Source organism: Pararhodobacter aggregans, assembly GCF_003075525.1.
Classification (GTDB): Bacteria; Pseudomonadota; Alphaproteobacteria; order Rhodobacterales; family Rhodobacteraceae; genus Pararhodobacter; species Pararhodobacter aggregans.
This window is the reverse complement of record NZ_QDDR01000010.1, coordinates 101,584-117,644: the sequence shown is the minus strand read 5'-3', so window position 1 is coordinate 117,644 and position 16,061 is coordinate 101,584. Positions and strand designations below refer to the sequence as shown.

15 protein-coding genes are annotated in these 16,061 nt (G+C 68.9%); 10 read left to right on the top strand and 5 right to left on the bottom strand.

All coding sequences use genetic code 11. The annotated features are described in order from the left end of the window. The first annotated feature begins 26 nt into the window (after nt 1–26). The 7 genes from DDE23_RS18095 (at nt 27) to DDE23_RS18065 (ending at nt 9,514) form a co-directional block, all read left to right on the top strand. Nucleotides 27–1,313, top strand: a complete 1,287-nt coding sequence (locus tag DDE23_RS18095; RefSeq protein WP_107751929.1) for an ABC transporter substrate-binding protein — start codon at nt 27–29, stop codon at nt 1,311–1,313. Then, nucleotides 1,310–3,286: a sensor histidine kinase gene (locus tag DDE23_RS18090; RefSeq protein WP_107751928.1), complete on the top strand. Its 1,977-nt coding sequence runs from the start codon at nt 1,310–1,312 to the stop codon at nt 3,284–3,286. The genes DDE23_RS18095 and DDE23_RS18090 overlap by 4 nt, the downstream gene beginning before the upstream one ends. Further along, the gene (locus DDE23_RS18085; protein WP_107751927.1) at nt 3,279–4,526 is read left to right on the top strand and encodes a sigma-54-dependent transcriptional regulator; all 1,248 of its coding nucleotides are present in this window, start codon (nt 3,279–3,281) and stop codon (nt 4,524–4,526) included. The genes DDE23_RS18090 and DDE23_RS18085 overlap by 8 nt, the downstream gene beginning before the upstream one ends. A gap of 139 nt (nt 4,527–4,665) precedes the next feature. Next, complete coding sequence (locus DDE23_RS18080) at nt 4,666–5,994, top strand: ABC transporter substrate-binding protein (RefSeq protein ID WP_107751926.1); 1,329 nt, start codon at nt 4,666–4,668, stop codon at nt 5,992–5,994. Between the two features lie 110 nt (nt 5,995–6,104). After that, the gene (locus DDE23_RS18075) at nt 6,105–7,853 is read left to right on the top strand and encodes an ABC transporter permease (protein ID WP_107751925.1); all 1,749 of its coding nucleotides are present in this window, start codon (nt 6,105–6,107) and stop codon (nt 7,851–7,853) included. A 22-nt stretch (nt 7,854–7,875) separates the two neighbouring features. Continuing rightward, complete coding sequence (locus DDE23_RS18070; RefSeq protein ID WP_107751924.1) at nt 7,876–8,946, top strand: ABC transporter ATP-binding protein; 1,071 nt, start codon at nt 7,876–7,878, stop codon at nt 8,944–8,946. Between the two features lie 4 nt (nt 8,947–8,950). Then, nucleotides 8,951–9,514, top strand: coding sequence for a histidine phosphatase family protein (locus DDE23_RS18065; RefSeq protein WP_107751923.1), 564 nt, complete (start codon nt 8,951–8,953; stop codon nt 9,512–9,514). 5 nt (nt 9,515–9,519) lie between these two features. On the opposite strand, the gene DDE23_RS18060 is transcribed toward DDE23_RS18065, so the two are convergent. The 4 genes from DDE23_RS18060 to DDE23_RS18045 are packed head-to-tail and all read right to left on the bottom strand — an operon-like array spanning nt 9,520 to nt 12,808. Further along, nucleotides 9,520–10,143 (bottom strand): flavin reductase family protein, encoded by a 624-nt coding sequence (locus tag DDE23_RS18060; RefSeq protein ID WP_107751922.1) that lies wholly within the window; start codon nt 10,141–10,143, stop codon nt 9,520–9,522. 35 nt (nt 10,144–10,178) lie between these two features. Next, complete coding sequence (locus tag DDE23_RS18055) at nt 10,179–11,105, bottom strand: fumarylacetoacetate hydrolase family protein (RefSeq protein ID WP_107751921.1); 927 nt, start codon at nt 11,103–11,105, stop codon at nt 10,179–10,181. Then, nucleotides 11,102–11,665, bottom strand: coding sequence for an NYN domain-containing protein (locus tag DDE23_RS18050; RefSeq protein WP_238150045.1), 564 nt, complete (start codon nt 11,663–11,665; stop codon nt 11,102–11,104). Before DDE23_RS18050 ends, DDE23_RS18055 begins: the two co-directional genes overlap by 4 nt. An 18-nt stretch (nt 11,666–11,683) precedes the next feature. Further along, entirely contained in the window at nt 11,684–12,808 is a 1,125-nt protein-coding gene (locus DDE23_RS18045) for a cupin domain-containing protein (RefSeq protein ID WP_107751920.1), read from the bottom strand. A gap of 159 nt (nt 12,809–12,967) precedes the next feature. Here DDE23_RS18045 and DDE23_RS18040 point away from each other — a divergent pair, with 159 nt between their 5' ends. The 3 genes from DDE23_RS18040 (at nt 12,968) to panB (ending at nt 15,443) form a co-directional block, all read left to right on the top strand. After that, nucleotides 12,968–13,657: a GntR family transcriptional regulator gene (locus DDE23_RS18040; RefSeq protein ID WP_170121839.1), complete on the top strand. Its 690-nt coding sequence runs from the start codon at nt 12,968–12,970 to the stop codon at nt 13,655–13,657. A gap of 109 nt (nt 13,658–13,766) precedes the next feature. Further along, on the top strand, nt 13,767–14,612 hold the full coding sequence (panC, locus tag DDE23_RS18035) for a pantoate--beta-alanine ligase (RefSeq protein ID WP_107751918.1): 846 nt from the start codon (nt 13,767–13,769) through the stop codon (nt 14,610–14,612). Between the two features lie 15 nt (nt 14,613–14,627). Continuing rightward, a complete protein-coding gene (gene panB, locus DDE23_RS18030) occupies nt 14,628–15,443 on the top strand; it encodes a 3-methyl-2-oxobutanoate hydroxymethyltransferase (protein WP_107751917.1) in 816 nt (271 codons plus the stop codon). 3 nt (nt 15,444–15,446) lie between these two features. Here panB and DDE23_RS18025 read toward each other — a convergent pair whose 3' ends face one another. Next, on the bottom strand, nt 15,447–15,950 hold the full coding sequence (locus DDE23_RS18025) for a DUF1643 domain-containing protein (protein ID WP_107751916.1): 504 nt from the start codon (nt 15,948–15,950) through the stop codon (nt 15,447–15,449). Nucleotides 15,951–16,061 lie beyond the last annotated feature (111 nt).

Below are 16,061 nucleotides of genomic sequence, written 5' to 3'. Positions count from 1 at the left end.
GCGCAGCAGGCAGGAGGGCAGGGAGGATGGCCCGCATCAACAGAGTGCAGCCGCGCCGGGCGTGGCCCCGGTTCCGGCTGCGCCTTGCGGGACTGGGCGCCGCGCTTCTGGCCCTCGCCGCCCCGCCCGCCGGGGCCGAGGTGCTGCGCATCCTCACCTCGCTGCCCCCCGCCACCACCGCGCCGCTGGTCGAGGCCTTCCGCGCCCATCACCCCGGGACCGAGGTGCTGGTCCTCAACAAGAACACCGTCGCCGCGGTCGAGGAGCTTTTGCGCGGCAATGCCCGGGCCTTCGACGTGTTTTTCGCCTCCTCGCCCGAGGCGTTCGAGATCCTGTCCCGCGACGGCCGTTTCGCGGGGGGCGGCACCTGCGCGGCGGCGGGGCAGGCGGGCTATGCGCCCTTCGCCATCTCCTCGATCGGCTGGACCCTGCGCCGCGACGGCGGCCAGCGGGTGCCGCGGACCTGGGAAGAGCTGCTTGACCGGCGCTACGAGGGGCAGATCGGCATGGCCCCGCCCTCGCGCTCGGGCACCTCGCATATGCTGGTCGAGCGGTTCCTGCAGGTGCGGGGCTGGAACGACGGCTGGGGTTTCCTGCTGCGGCTGGCGCGCAACCTCGCCACCGTCACCTCGCGCAGCTTCGCGGTGACCGACGGGGTGCGCAGCGGGCGGTTCGACATCGGGCTGACCATCGACTTCCTCGCCGGGTCCTCGCAACCCGAACTGATGTTCCACTACGGCACGCCCGCCGTGCTGTTCCCGGCGCAGATCGGCGTTCTGGCCGGGGCGGGGGACCCGGGCATGGGCTGCGATTTCCTGACGCTGGTGACGGGGGACGAGGGACAGCGGCTGATGCTGACCCCCGGCATCGGCCGAATCCCCGCCTCGGCCCCGGTGCGCGAGGCGGCGGGCGCGCTGATCCCGCCCGAGATCACCACCGCGCTGCGCTCGCGCTGGCTCGATTACAACGCGGGCCTCGCCTCGGACCGGTTCTGGGCGGTGAACGTGCTCTTCGATCTGGCGATCACCGACCGGCTGGAGACCCGCCGTCTGCTCTGGTCACGGCTCGAGGCCCTGCGCGGGCGGGGCGATGCGCATGCGCTGGACCTGCTGGCCCGGCAGCTCTCGCGCCTGCCGGTCAGCGAAAGCGAGGTGCTGAACCTCGACCGCGGCCCGGCGGTGAGCCGGGTGATGGAGCTGACCGACCTGCCCGCCGCCCAACGGGCCCTGATCCGCAACTGGGACGACCGCATCGCCGGGCAGCTGGCCGCGGTCGACGGCGCGCTGAGCGCGCTGGAAGGGCGGGCGCCATGAGCCGCCGCGCGTCCCGATCCGGCCGCAGCGTCTGGCGGCGGCTTCTGCTGCTGGTCGGGCTGATCGTCTTCATCCTCTGGGCCAATCTGGCGGCGGCGATCTATCTCCTCTGGGGGGCGCAGCAGAATTACCGGGCGCTGGTCGATACCGAGGTGCCGCGGCTGCTGCTGGTCGGCGAACTCTCGCGCCATTCGGCGGATCTGGCGGGGCTTGCCACCTCGGTTCTGTCCGGCCAGACCGGCGAGGACGCTTTCGTCGCCGAGACGCGCAGCATCGGCGACGCGATCCGCGCCAGCCTCGCCGCCGCCGGATCGGGGGCCGAGGCGGTCAATCCCATCGGCCAGGGCGGGCTGGGTGCGACGCTCGCCGAGGTGTTGCTGGCGGCCGAGGCGCAGCGCGACCTCGGCGCCCGCCTTGACGCGCAGGTCGAGGCCCTGCGCTGGCTCAACGTCGATATCCAGGATGAGGTGGAGCCGGTCCTGCGCGATTTCGACTACAACATCGCCGCGCGGATGCTGGAACTCTGGCAGGCCGGGGACCCGGCCGCCCGGGCCGCGCTCGCCGCCAGCATCGGCGCCGAGCGCGAGGAACGCGACATCTTCGCCGAGATCGGCTCGGATGCGGCGGTGGCGATGACGCTGGTCGTGCAGGGCGCGGTGGCCGAGGATGCCGAGCGGGTCACCCAGCTGGAGACGCTGCTGCACGATTTCCGCGCCCGGCTGAACGAGCGCCTCTCGGCCCTGCCCGAGGCGCCGGAACTGGTGACCTTGCGCCAGTCCATCGACCGGCTCTTCGCGCTCTTTGCCGGCGAGGGTTCGGTCATCGACCACCGCCGCCGCTGGATCGAGGCCCGCGACCGCGCCTATCAGGCGATCACCGCCACGCTGGCCGAGATCGACGCGATCCAGACCCGGCTGGGCGATCTGTCCAACACCGAGCGCGAGGCGGTGCTGGCCCGGATCGAGGCCTCGGCCGAGCAGATCAGGACCATGACCTTCTGGCTGGTGGGGGGCACGGCGCTGGTCGTGGGGCTGGGCGCGCTGGGCATCGACCGGCTGATCCGCACCCGGATCGTGGTGCCGCTCAGGTCGCTGACCGAGCGGCTGATGGCCACCGCCGAGGCCGAGGCCGGGCCCCGGGGCGGCGACGATCTGGAGCGGCTGTCCTTTGCGGTGGGCGAATTCCAGCGCGCCATCGCCGCCCGCGATGCGGCCATCGAGACCCTGCGCCGCACCCAGGACGAGCTGGTGCAGGCGGGCAAGATGGCGGCGCTGGGTGCGCTGTCGGCGGGCATCAGCCACGAGATCAACCAGCCCCTCGGCGCCATCAGCTACCGCATGAGCCTGCTCAGCGACGCGGCCGGGGCGGGCGATCTGCCCGAGGTGACGCGGCAGGCCGAGCTGGTGACGGCGCTGTCCGAGCGCATCCAGCGCATCGTCCAGCACCTGCGCCGCTTTGCCCGGCGCGGCCGGTTCGAGCCGACGGCGCTGGCGCTGGACGACCTTGTCGGCAACCCGGCGCGTCTGCTGGAGCCACGGCTGCGCGAGGCGGGGATCGCGCTGGACCTCGACCCCTCGCTCAAGGGCGCGCGGGTGATGGGCGATCCGATCCTGACCGAACAGGTGGTGCTGAACATCCTGACCAATGCCGTCGACGCGGTGGTCGATCTGGGCCCCGAGGCCCCCGCCACGCGCCGCCGCATCCGGGTGGCGGCCGAACCCGAGCCCGAGGCCTGGCGCCTTGCCGTCTGCGACACCGGGATCGGGCTGGGCGATCTGGAGCCGGAGGCGGCGATGATGCCCTTCGTCTCGACCAAGCAGGCGGGCCGCGGCATGGGGCTGGGCCTGTCCATTTCCTACAACATCGCCCGCGACATGGGCGGCGATCTGACCCTCGCCGCGCGTGCGGACGGGCCGGGCGCCGTGGCCACGCTGCGGCTGCCCCGGGCAGCGGAGGACGACACCCATGGCTAGACAGGTCTTCGTGGTCGATGACGACGCCGATTTCCTGGCCGCGATGCTGGAGATGCTGGTCAAGGCCGGGTTCGAGGCGCGCGGCTTCGACACGGGCAAGGCGCTGCTCAGGGGCCTCGATCCCGAATTCGAGGGCGTCGTCGTCTCGGACCTGCTGATGCCGGGGATGAGCGGCCTCGACCTGCTGGCCGAGCTGCGCAAATCCGCCCCCGACGTGCCGGTGGTCCTGATTACCGGCCATGGCGACATTCCCGCCGCCGTTGCCGCGACCCGTGGCGGGGCCTTCGATTTCCTCGAAAAACCGGCCCCGCCCGAATTGCTCAGGGCCACGGTCAAGCGCGCGCTCGACGCGCGGGCGCTGGTGCTGGAGAACCGGCGCCTGCGGGCCCGGATCGCGCGGGGCACCGATATCCGCGCCCGGATCCTCGGCCGGTCCGAGCCGGTAAAGGCCTTGCGGCGCGAGGTGGTGGCGGTGGCCGATACCGCCATCGACGTTCTGCTGGTCGGCGAGGCCGGGACCGAACGCGAGAGCATCGCCCGGGTGATCCACGACGTGGCCGGGACCAGGGGCGATTTCGTGACCATCAGCGGCCCGGCCCTGACCGAGGCCAATTTCGACGACACGATGCGCGGCGGTGGCGACCGGGCCGGGGTCATGGCGCTGGCAGCGAATGGCACGCTCTTCATCGACCGGCTGGCGGCGATCGGCGAGCCGATGCTGTCGCGCCTGCTGACGCTCCTGACCACCCGGCCGACCGAGGGGCGCTGCCGCATCATCGCCTCGGCCACGCCGGACGAGGCCGCCGACCAGCTGCGCGAGATCGTCCTGCGGCTGAACCTGGCCGAGATCGCCGTGCCGCCCCTGCGCGAACGGGGCGACGATTTCTATTTCCTCTTCGAGCATTTCGTCCGCGACGCCGTGGCGCGCCACAACCGCCCCTTCCCGGTGGTGCCCGCGGCCGAGTTGCGCCAGCTCCGGGCGCATGGCTGGCCCGGCAATCTGCGCGAGCTGAAAAGCGTGGTCGAACGGCTGGTGATCGGGCTCAGCGTCTCGCTCAAGGACCGGCCCCAGCCGCCGGACGAGGCGCAGGATTATGACAGCGCCATGCGGCTTTTCGAGACCGACCTCTTGCTGGCGGCGCTCAGGCGCGCGGGCGGGCGCAAGGCGGAAGCGGCCGAGTCGCTGGGCATCCCGCGCAAGCGGCTTTACCTCAGGATGCGGGCCTGCGGCCTGTCGTGACGGGTCGGAACTGACCCGTCCGGCGTGTCGATCCTGACCCAATAGCCCATATTTTTCCTTGCGTTTTTAATAGTTTGCGCAAATTTTCGTCATGGCCTACCGATGCTGACCATTCGTCAGACGCATAGGGAGGGAAATCATGCGCAAGATCCTGAAGGGAACGGCGGCGGCGCTCGTTCTGACCAGCACCGCATCCATGGCTTGGGCCGAGGGGAGCGTCGTCGTCGTGACGTCCTTCCCCGATGACATGACCTCGGTCATCGAGGCCGCGTTCGAGGCGGCGCATCCGGAATACGACTTGGAGATCCTGAACCGCAGCACCTCGTCGGGCGTGCGCTACGTGCAGGAGATCGCCGCCAACAACACCGCCGACATCTTCTGGGCCTCGGCGCCCGACGCCTTCGAGGTGCTGAAGTCGAACCATCTGCTGGCCCAGGCCGGGATCGCGACCGAGGGCATCCCGGACATGATCGGCGCCTATCCGATCAACGACCCGGACGGCTATTACTACGGCTTCGCCGCCTCGGGTTACGGGATCATGTGGAACACCCGCTACCTGTCCGCCAACGGGCTGGAACCGGCGCGGGAATGGTCGGATCTGGCGCGGCCCGAATATTACGGCCATGTCGGCATGTCCTCGCCCTCGCGCTCGGGCACCACCCATCTGACCGTCGAGACGGTGCTTCAGGGCGAAGGCTGGGAGGCGGGCTGGTCCGAATGGAAATGGATCGCGGGCAATTTCGCCAGTGTGACCGAACGCTCGTTCGGGGTTCCGGACGGGGTGAACACCGGGAATTTCGGGCTGGGGATCGTCATCGACTTCTTCGGCTTTTCCTCGCAGGCCTCGGGCTTCCCGGTCGAGTTCGCCTATCCGACCGTCACCGCGCTGGTCCCGGCCAACGTGGGCGTGATCGAGAATGCGCCGAACCCCGAGGGGGCGCGGGCCTTCGTCGAGTTCCTGCTGTCGCCCGCGGGCCAGCAGACCCTCTTCGATCCGGCGATCATGCGTCTGCCGGTCAACCCGGCCGCCTATGACGCCGCGCCCGAAGGGCTGCCGAACCCGTTCGAGGATACCTCGCTCGGTGCCGAGGTGCTGTTCGACGTCGATACCTCGGGCGCGCGTTACTACGTGGTCAGCTCGCTTTTCGATGTGCTGATTACCTATCGGCTCGACGATCTGCGCGCCGCGGTCCGCGCCGTGCAGCTGGCCGAGGAGCGTCACGCCGATGGCTCGAACGCCGAGGCCATGGCGCTGATCGCCGAGGCCCGGGCGCTGATCGACGCCATGCCGATCACCGAGGAGCAAAGCCTCGATCCGGCCTTCAGCGGGGCCTTCACCGCCACCCGCCGCGCCGCCTCGGACCAGGTGGAACAGCGCCAGGCCGAGCTTGAGCAGCAATGGGACGCCTTCGCGACCCAGAACTACGCCCGCGCCCGCGAACTGGCCGACCGCGCCGCCGCGATGTGAGGCGAAGGGGGGGGCGGGCCTGCCCGCCCCCTTGAGCCTATCCCGACCTTTCAGACAGGGCGCCCCCGCGGCCGGCCCTGTCCGCCGCCCAGATCCCAGCGGAGACGTTCATGACCCAAGGTCCCCAGCCCTCCGGCAGGCCGATGTCGCTTGCCGACCGGCTTCCTGCCTTCCTCTTCCCCCGGCTGAGCCCGATCGCGCTGGTGGGCCTGTTCATCGCCCTCATTCTGGTGGGCTTCCTGATCTATCCGGTGCTGCAGGTCATCGCCGTGGCCTTCCAGAACCCGGTGACCGGGGCCCTGACGCTGGAGAATTTCGGCGATTTCTTCAATTCGTCGCTGTTCCGGCAGAGCTTTTTCAACTCGTTCTACGTCTCGGCGCTGTCGGTGATCGTGGCGACGGTGATCGCGCTGCCGCTGGCCTATATCACCACGCGCTTCAACTTCTCGGGCTCGATCCTGATCCAGTCGCTGGGCTTCATCCCGCTCATCATGCCGCCCTTCGTCGGCGCCGTGGCCATGCAGCTGATCTTCGGCCGCAATGGCACGATCAACCTGCTGCTGCGCGACCATTTCGGGATCACCATTCCCTTCATGGAGGGGCTGAACGGGGTGATCCTGGTGCAGTCGATCCATTATTTCCCCTTCATCCTGATTAACCTCTCGGCCAGCCTCAGGAACATCGACCGCTCGATGGAGGAAGCCGCGCAGAACCTCGGCGCGCATGGGCTGAGGCTGTTCCGCCGCATCGTCTTTCCGCTGGCGACACCGGGCTATGTCGCGGGCGCGGCACTGGTCTTCATCAAGGTCTTCGACGACCTCGGCACGCCGCTGCTGCTGAACGTCAACAACATGCTGGCGCCGCAGGCTTATCTCAGGATCACTTCGGTCGGGCTGAACGACCCGATGGGCTATGTGATCTCGGTCATTCTCGTGGCCTTCTCGATCCTGTCGCTCTGGGCCTCGTTCCTGGTGATGCGGGGCAAGGATTACGCGACGGTGCAGAAGGGCGGCGGGGGTCTTGCCAAGCGCGACCTCGCGCTGCGCGAGAAGATCCTCGCCTATGGCGTCGTCCTCTTCATCCTGCTGATCGTGCTGTCGCCGCATATCGGCCTGCTGCTGCTGTCCTTCGGTACGATCTGGTCCTTCGCCCCGCTGCCCGATGGCTACACGCTGGCCAATTATGTCCGCATGTGGGAGGGCTCGCAGCAATACGTGATGAACACGCTGCTCTATGCCGGGATCGCCGCGACGCTTGACGTCATCATCGGCACGGCCATCGCCTATATCGTGCTCAGGACCGGCATCGCCGGGCGGAAATGGCTCGATTACATGGCCACCGCGGCGCTGGCGGTGCCGGGCGTGGTGCTGGGCATCGGTTATCTCAGGACCTTCCAGAACGTCGATGTGCCGCTGGTCGGCAAACCCCTTGCCAGCTGGTGGGTCATCATCGCCATCGCCCTGATGATCCGCCGTCTGCCCTATGCGCTCCGCGCCTGCATGGCGGCGCTGCAACAGGTGAGCCTGGCGCTGGAGGAAGCGGCCGAGAGCCTCGGCGCGGGCAAGTTCCGCACCATCCGCCGGATCGTCGTGCCGCTGATGGCGGGGGGGATCCTGGCGGGCTTCGTCACCAGCTTCGCCACCGCCGCGGTCGAGCTGTCGGCGACGATCATGCTGGTCTCGAACGACCGCGACAGCCCGCTGGCCTATGGCATCTACCTGTTCATGCAGACGCCCTCGGGGCGCGGGGCGGGGGCGGCGCTGGGCGTGCTGGCGGTGGTCATCGTCGCGCTGGGGACGGTGCTGTCGCAGATCATCATCGAACGGGACAAGAAATTGCGCACCGCGGGCCGCGCGTGACCGAAAGATCAGGAGAGACATCATGAAAACCGAAATGGCCGGCATCGAGATCCGCGACCTGCACCTGTCCTTCGGCGAGACCCGGGTGCTGACCGGCATCAACCTGTCGATCAAACCGGGCGAGTTCTTCGCCTTTCTCGGCCCCTCGGGTTCGGGCAAGTCGACGCTTCTGCGCGCTATCGCCGGGTTCGGCCCGCAGCCCAGGGGCGAGATCCTGATCGGCGGGCGCGACATCGCCACGCTGCCGCCCTGGAAGCGCGACGTGGGGATGGTGTTCCAGTCCTATGCCCTCTGGCCGCATATGTCGGTGCGCGACAACGTGGCCTTCGGCCTTGAGGAACGCAAAGTCCCGCGGGCCGAGATCCGCACGCGGGTCGATGAGGCGCTGGCGCTCGTGGGCCTCTCGCATCTGGCCGACCGGATGCCGAACCAGCTGTCGGGCGGCCAGCAGCAGCGGATCGCGCTGGCCCGGACCGTGGTGATCGAGCCGAAGGTGCTGTTGCTTGATGAGCCGCTGTCGAACCTCGATGCCTCGCTCAGGGTGCAGATGCGGCGGGAATTGCTGGCGTTGCAGCGCAAGCTCGGCCTGACCACGATCTTCGTGACGCACGATCAGGAAGAGGCGAACACCACCTCGGACCGGATGGCGGTGCTGGATGGCGGCGTGATCCAGCAGATCGGCACCCCGCAGGAGTTGTATGACCGGCCGGTCAACCTGTTCGTCGCCCGCTTCCTGGGCACCGCCAATATCCTGGAGGGCCGGGTCGAGGTCGAGGCAGGCGCCGCGCGGTTCCGCACCGCCACCGGCGACGTGCTGAGCCTGCCGGTTGAGGGGCGGGCGGGCCCCACCTCCATCGTGCTGCGCCCGCAGAACATCCGCATCGAGGAGCAGGCGGGCGCCGGAACCCTGCCGGGCGAGGTGCTGCACCGCGAATTCCTCGGCTCGCAGGTACGCTATCTGGTGCGCGCGGCGGGGACGGAGATCGTGGTGGACCAGAGCCACCGCGCGGGCGAGATCTGGCTCGACCCGGGCGCGCGGGTGCATCTGGCGGCCAATACCCGCGACGCGGTGCTGATCGCACAGGAAGGCTGAGGGAATGCCGCCGCTGCTGCTGCTTCGCCATGGCGAGACCGAATGGAACCACGCGGGCCGCATCCAGGGCAGTCTGGATTCGCCCCTGACCCCGCGCGGCCTTGAACAGGCGAGGGAACAGCGGGCGATCCTGGCGCGGCTGGAGACCCGGGACCTGCCGCTCTTCGTCAGCCCGTTGCTGCGCGCGCGGCTGACCGCCGGGATCGCGCTGCCGGACCATGCCCAGACCCTCGACCCGCGCCTGACCGAGATCGCCTGCGGCGCCTGGGAGGGGCTGACGCCCGCCGAGCGCGCGGCGGGCTGGCCCGCGCTTGCCGCCGACTGCGACAGCGACCTCGCGCTCTATGACAAGGCGCCGGGGGGCGAGGGGCTGGCCGGGGTCGAGGCCCGGGTCCGGGATTTCCTGAACGGCCTCGACGGCCCCGCTGTGGTCGTCGCCCACAAGGTGGTGCTGATCGTCATGCGGGGCCTGCTGCGCGGCCTCGACCGTGGCGCGCTGCACCGGCTTGAGGCGCCGCAGGGCGTGGTGATCCGGCTCGCAGACGGGCAGGAGACGATCCTGCGCTGAAGGGCTCAGCCCTTCGGCGCGTAGCGCGGCCGTTCCAGTTCGAACAGCGCGGGCCGGTGCGCATACCAGCCCGCCCCGTGCATCCGGGCGATCAGGTCCAGCGCGGGTGTATCGACATAGCCGCGCCCGGCGTCCAGCAGGCAGGCATCCTCGATATGGATCGCCTTGACCTCGCCGATCATCAGCATCTGCGCGGGCCCCGTCTCGACCCCCTGCAGCAGCTGGCATTCCAGCGCGACCGGCGCGCCCGCGATCCGGGGCGGGGCGATCTGGGCGCTGGGCAGCGTTTCCAGCCCGGCGAGGTCGATCTCGCTGACCTCGGGCGGGGCGTCGATGCAGGTGTGGTTCATCGCCTCGGCCTGCGCGCGGCTGACCAGGTTGACCACGAAGGCGCGGGTGGCGAGGATGTTGCGCGCGGTGTCCTTCAGCGTGCCGTCGGGTTTCGCCATGATCCCCAGTGCCACCACCGGCGGGTCATTCCCCATCACGTTGAAAAAGCTGTAGGGCGCGGCATTGACCAGCCCCCCGGGCGAGAGGCTGGTGACCCAGGCGATGGGCCGGGGCGTCACCGTCGCGGTGAGCAGCTTGTAGCCCAGCGCGCGGTTCTCGGGGGTCATGTCGTAGCGCATGACATCCCCTGTGCCGGTTCCCGGCCCGTCATCCTTCAGGCCTCCGCCGGGCTGTTGTCCACCACCGGATGGCGGATCGTGCCGATCCCCTCGACCGAGGCCACGACCACATCGCCCGGCCAGAGCCATTCCTGCGGCACGCGGCCGGCGCCCACGCCCTCGGGCGTGCCGGTGGCGATGATGTCGCCCGGTTCCAGCGTGATCCCGCGGCTGATGTCGGCGATCAGCTCATTGACCTTGAACAGCATTTTCGAGGTGTTCGAGCGCTGCTTCTCCACGCCGTTGACAGTGAGCCACAGGTCCAGCCCCTGCGGGTCGGGGATCTCGTCGGCGGTGACGATGCAGGGGCCGAAGGGGGCGTAGCTGTCCATCCCCTTGGAAAAGATCCATTGCCCGGCGCGGCGGTTGTCGCGGGCCGAGACGTCGATCATCACCGAATAGCCGAAGACATGCGCCAACGCTGCGTCCCGGCTCACGCGATGGGCGCGGGTGCCGATGATCGCGGCCAGCTCGACCTCCCAATCCAGCTGCTTGGTCATGCTGCGGTCGTGCAGGATCGGCTCGTTCGGGCCGATGACGGCGGTCGGCGGCTTCGAGAAGACCACCGGCTCGCGTGGCAGGTCGGGGTTGGTGTCCAGCGTCGCGGCGCTTTCGGCGACGTGTTCGGTGTAGTTCAGGCCGATGCCGAAGATGTTCTTGCGCGGCCGCGGGATCGGCGCCAGCAGGCGGACATTGGCGAGCGCGGTGGCGGTGCCGAGGGGGAAGCGGCCGTCGCATTCCTCAAGACAGTCGGCCAGCGTCTCCAGCCCCGGGCGTCCGGCGTCGATCAGGCCCAGCATGCTGTCGGGCAGATCCACCTCGAAGGCGGCGCCGAGTGCGGCCACATCGACGCAGAGGTCGCCTGCGATCACGCCCAGCCGGGCCTCGCCCTCGACCGAGGCGCGGTAGGTCACAAGTTTCATGAAGCTCTCCTTGAGGTCTTGTCTTGGCGGCCGGGGGCTTGCCCCGGTTCCGGCAGGTCCAGCCAGAGCGACCGGCCCCGATAGCCGCCGCGGATCAGGGGGCTGTCGCCCCGCAATTCGGGGAAGCTGTCGGCCCAGTCGCGGTAGCGGTCATTGGTCACGATCAGCGCCCCCAGATCGCGGGCGGCGGTGAGGATATAGGGATCGGCCGGCGTGCCCTTGGGCACCACCATCACCCGCTTCTGCGGGATCTTGAGCAGGGCGCTGAAATCGCTCTCGCGGCCGTAGCGGTTGAACAGCAGATAGCCCGCGTTGGCATCGAAGATGACGCAGGCGGCATAGCCCCGGGCGTCGAGCTGGCGCAGCACGTCGCGGACCGGGCCGAGGTCGGGCGTATTGTCCTTCCAATGCATGACGTTGGAGCCGTCCAGCACCACCCATGTGAGCCGGGACCGCGCCCGGGAGCGGCGCCAGAGGATCACCAGAAGGGCGGCGATCACCACCGGAACAGCCAGCAGCGCGATATCCGCCATCTCGGCGCTGGTCAGGGAAAAGGGCATGGGGAAGGGTCCTTCGGGTTACGGCATCACTGGTTGATGACCGCCATTCTCCCCGAAGGCCTGTTCGCGATAAAGCCCCATCGCCCGCATCACCGGCAGGTCGCTCAGGCAGAAAAGCACGGCGTCCTCGCTGGCCGAGGCATTGGCATGTTCGTGCCAGGCCCAGGAGGGCACGCAGAAGATGTCGTGTTCCGCCCAGTCGAAGCGCTTGCCGTTAATCACCGAATGGCCGCGGCCCTTGGCGACGTGGTAAAGGTAGCTGCCGGTGTGGCGGTGGGCTTGGGTCCGTTCGCCCGGGCGCAGCATCTGCATGCTGGCGCCCAACGTCTTCATCACCGGCCCGTTGGTCACCGGGTTCACGTAATCCATCAGGATTCCGTCGAAGGGCGATCCGTCCGAGCAACCGGCCAGCTTCGACAGCGCCTCATAGGTCGGGGCCCATTCGTATTTGAACATCGGGCTGTAGCCCTTGGACCAGTTGCCGTCCCGCGGGGTCAGCCCGGGATTGCCCCAGGTCTTGGTCATGTCGTCGACCGGATAGGCCACGGCCTGGGTCAGATCCGGGTGAACCTCGTAGAAATTCGCCTCCATCGCGTTGACGAAGGGGATGTCCAGCCCGTCCTGCCAGATGCAGGGCGTTCCGTCCGAGGCGACCGCATGCTCGTGCCAGGTGCCGTTCGGGGTCAGGACGAAATCGTTGTGGCCCAGCGTCATCTTGTGGCCGTCAACCACGGTATAGGCGCCCGTGCCCTCCATGATGAAGCGGATGGCGCTGGCCGAATGGCGGTGGGCGCTGGCCTGTTCGCCCGGGTGCATCACCTGCAGCCCGGCATAGATCCAGCCCACCGCCGCCGCCACGTCGCTGCGGCCGGGGTTGTTGAGGTAGATCACCCGCCGCCCGGCCTTTTCCGGCGTCACCAGATCGACCGAGCGCAGCACATGCGCGCGCAGGTCCTGATAGCGCCAGAGGACGGGGTGCGAGCTGCTGACCGGCTCCCAGGGTTCGATCTTGTTGGCCACGGTCCAGAGGGCGCCGGCGTCGAAACGCTCCAGCTCGTCGTAATAGGCCAGCAATTCCGGCGTGTCCTCGACATTGGCCCGCCCGGCCACGTCCTCGCGATACTGGTCCCGCGCTTTGGTCATCGGAATCCCTCCTGGCTGTCTGGCCCGATCCTACGGCGAGATTTTATGGAATCAACAGATTTTCGCAAATCTTGCATTCTTGATTTTTTTCTGGCGGCGGGCGAGAAGGGGAGGGGACGGGATCGACCGCCCGGCGGGCCGGGCGAGGGGGCTGCGAGGATGAGCAAGACCGCGAAGTCGATGGGCGAACAGGCCCATGCGATGCTCAGGCACCAGATCATCAGCGGCGCTTTCGCGCCCGAGCAGCCCTTGCGGCTGGCCCAGTTGCAGGAGCGGTTCGGCGTCGGCTTCTCGCCCCTGCGCGAGGCGCTGACCCGTCTCACCGCCGAGGGGCTGGTGACCTCGGAGCCGATGCGGGGGTTCCGCGTCGCGCCCCTGTCGCAGGAGGATCTGCGCGACACGATGGAAACCCGCGCCTTCGTCGAAACCGAGGCTTTGCGCCGCTCGATCCGGCGGGGCGATGACGATTGGGAGGCGCGGATCGTGTCCAGCCTGCACGCGCTGGGCCGCCAGTTCGAGCGCTCGGGCCCCGACCAGCCCGAGAGCCTGGCGGCGCTCGAGGAACGGCACCGCGATTTTCATTTCGCGCTGGTCTCGGCCTCGGGCTCGCGGCGGCTGGAGCAGATCATCGACAGCCTTTATGTCGGCTCGGTGCGCTACCGGATGCCGAGCCTCAGCAACCGGCAATCCACCCCGGCGCGCGACCTGATGGCCGAGCACGGGGCGATCGCCGATGCGGCGCTGGCCCGGGACGAGGCGCTGGCGACCTGCCTGCTGGACGAGCATTACCGCCTGACGGCGGAGATGCTGAGCATGGCGCCGGCGGCGCCTCTGGGCAGGACCGGTTGAGCGGCTGAACTTTCTGCGACGCAGCGCAATGAAATGTCCGGCGGCTTGCCCGCCCCTGCGTCACCCGCTATGTCTTGCGCCGCCGGATGGCGGGCAGCGGAGGGGCGCGATGCAGGTTTTCACCACCAAGGCGGCGGTGCGCGACAGCGTTCGCGACTGGCGCGCCGCGGGGCAGAGCGTGGCGCTGGTGCCGACCATGGGCTATCTGCACCGGGGCCATATGGCGCTGGTCGAACGGGCCAAGGCGCAGGCCGACCGCGTGGTCACCTCGATCTTCGTCAACCCCCTGCAATTCGGCCCGGGCGAGGATCTGGCGACCTATCCGCGCGATGCCGACCGCGATCTGGCGATGCTGCGGGACGCCGGGGTGGACGGGGTTTTCCTGCCCTCGGTCGAGGAGGTCTATCCGCCCGGCGCCCAGACCATTGTCGAGACGACCGACCTTGCGCGGATGCTGATCGGCAAGCTGCGCCCGGGGCATTTCCGGGGCGTGACAACGGTTGTCACCAAGCTTTTCAACATCGTGCAGCCCGATGTCGCCGTTTTCGGCGAGAAGGATTACCAGCAGCTCTGCATCATCCGGCAGATGGTGCGCGACCTCGACATGCCGCTGCGGATCGAGGGGGTCCCCACGGTGCGCGAAGCGGACGGCCTCGCGCTCTCCAGCCGCAACGTCCGCCTGACGCCCGAGGATCGGGCGGCGGCGGTCATTCTCAGCCAGTCGCTGTTCGCGGCCGAGGAGATGGCGAAGACCGGCATCACCGCCTCGCGCCTCAGGGCCTGGGTCGCGGCGAATATTCAGGCCAACCCGCGCGCCGATCTGCAATCGGCCGACATTCGCGACGCGGCGACGCTGGCCAGTATCTCGGGCCCCCTGCAACGCCCCGCCGTGATCCTGCTGGCGGTGCGCTTCGGCAAGGTCCTGCTGATCGACCAGCGCGTCGTCACCCCCTGAGGAAAGGAACACCCCATGTCCACCGAACCGCAGGCCCCCATCCGCCGCATCACCGCGCCGCAGATCCGCGCCAAGAAGGGTGGCGAGCCGATCGTCTCGCTGACCTCGTACCACGCGCATACCGCGGCCATCGTGGACCGCTACGCCGATTTCATTCTGGTGGGCGACAGCCTGGGCATGGTCATGCACGGGATGGACTCGACCGTGGGCGTGACGCTCGACATGATGATCGCGCACGGCAAGGCCGTGGTGCGGGGCACCAAGCGGGCGCTGGTCGTGGTGGACATGCCCTTCGGCAGCTACGAGGAATCGCCCGGCGTGGCCTTCCGCAATGCCGCGAAGGTCATGCAGGACACCCAGTGTCAGGCGGTGAAGCTGGAAGGCGGCGCCCGCATGGCCGAGACGATCCGCTTTCTGGTGGATCGCGGCGTGCCCGTAATGGCGCATATCGGCCTGACGCCGCAATCCACCAACGTCATGGGCGGCTTCAAGACCCAGGGGCGGGACGAGGCCACCTGGAAGCACCACATCGCCGACGCCATCGCCGTGGCCGAGGCGGGCGCCTTTGCCGTGGTGGTCGAGGGGGTCGTGGAGCCGCTGGCGCGCGAGATCACCCGGGCCGTGGACATCCCGACCATCGGCATCGGCGCCAGCGCCGATTGCGACGGGCAGATCCTCGTGCTGGAGGACATGCTGGGCCTGAACCCCAAGCCGCCGAAATTCGTCAAGGTTTACGGCGCGCTGGGCGGGATGATCGAACAGGCGGTCAAGGACTACGCCGATGAGGTCAAATCCCGCGCCTTCCCGGGCGAGGGACAGACCTATCGCTAAGCCTCACCACGCTTCGGGCTGGTGGGCGTAGCCGATATAGAGCGGGTGCTTGGGGTGCCCGTCCTTGCTGAGGCCGAGGTGGCTGAGCGGCTTGCCGGTGGCGCGCAAGACGGCCTCGACCGCGGCGCCCCGGTTCAGATGCGCGCCATGCGTGCCCCAGGCGCAGACCACGGCATCGGCCCAAAGCGCGCTGTCGGCAATCGCCGCGTCATTGCCCGGCCCGACCGGATCGGCCTGCGCCCGCATCACCTTGGGATCGGTGGCGCGATAGGCGAAGATATTGCACACCCGGAAGGCGCCGAAGCCCAAGGCCCGCGCCCGACGCTCGCAGCGCTCGACGGTGGGGTCGTTCTGCACCTCGGTCGCGGTCGAGGGGTTGAGCATGACGAACAGCACCTTGCGCCCCGCCGGATCCCAGGTGCGGGTCAGCGTGTAGCGGTAGGCCTCGCAGGGTGAATAGACGGCGGTCGAGGGCGCGTCGCCCTTGGTATGGGTGCGGGTTATCATGGCGCGGTGATAGCGCGCCCGGCGGCGCCATGGAAGCGCTGGACGGGGAAGGGGGCCTCTGGCAGGGTCTGCAAGGCCTTGGGCCGCGCTGTTTTTCGACGGAGGAGTTCC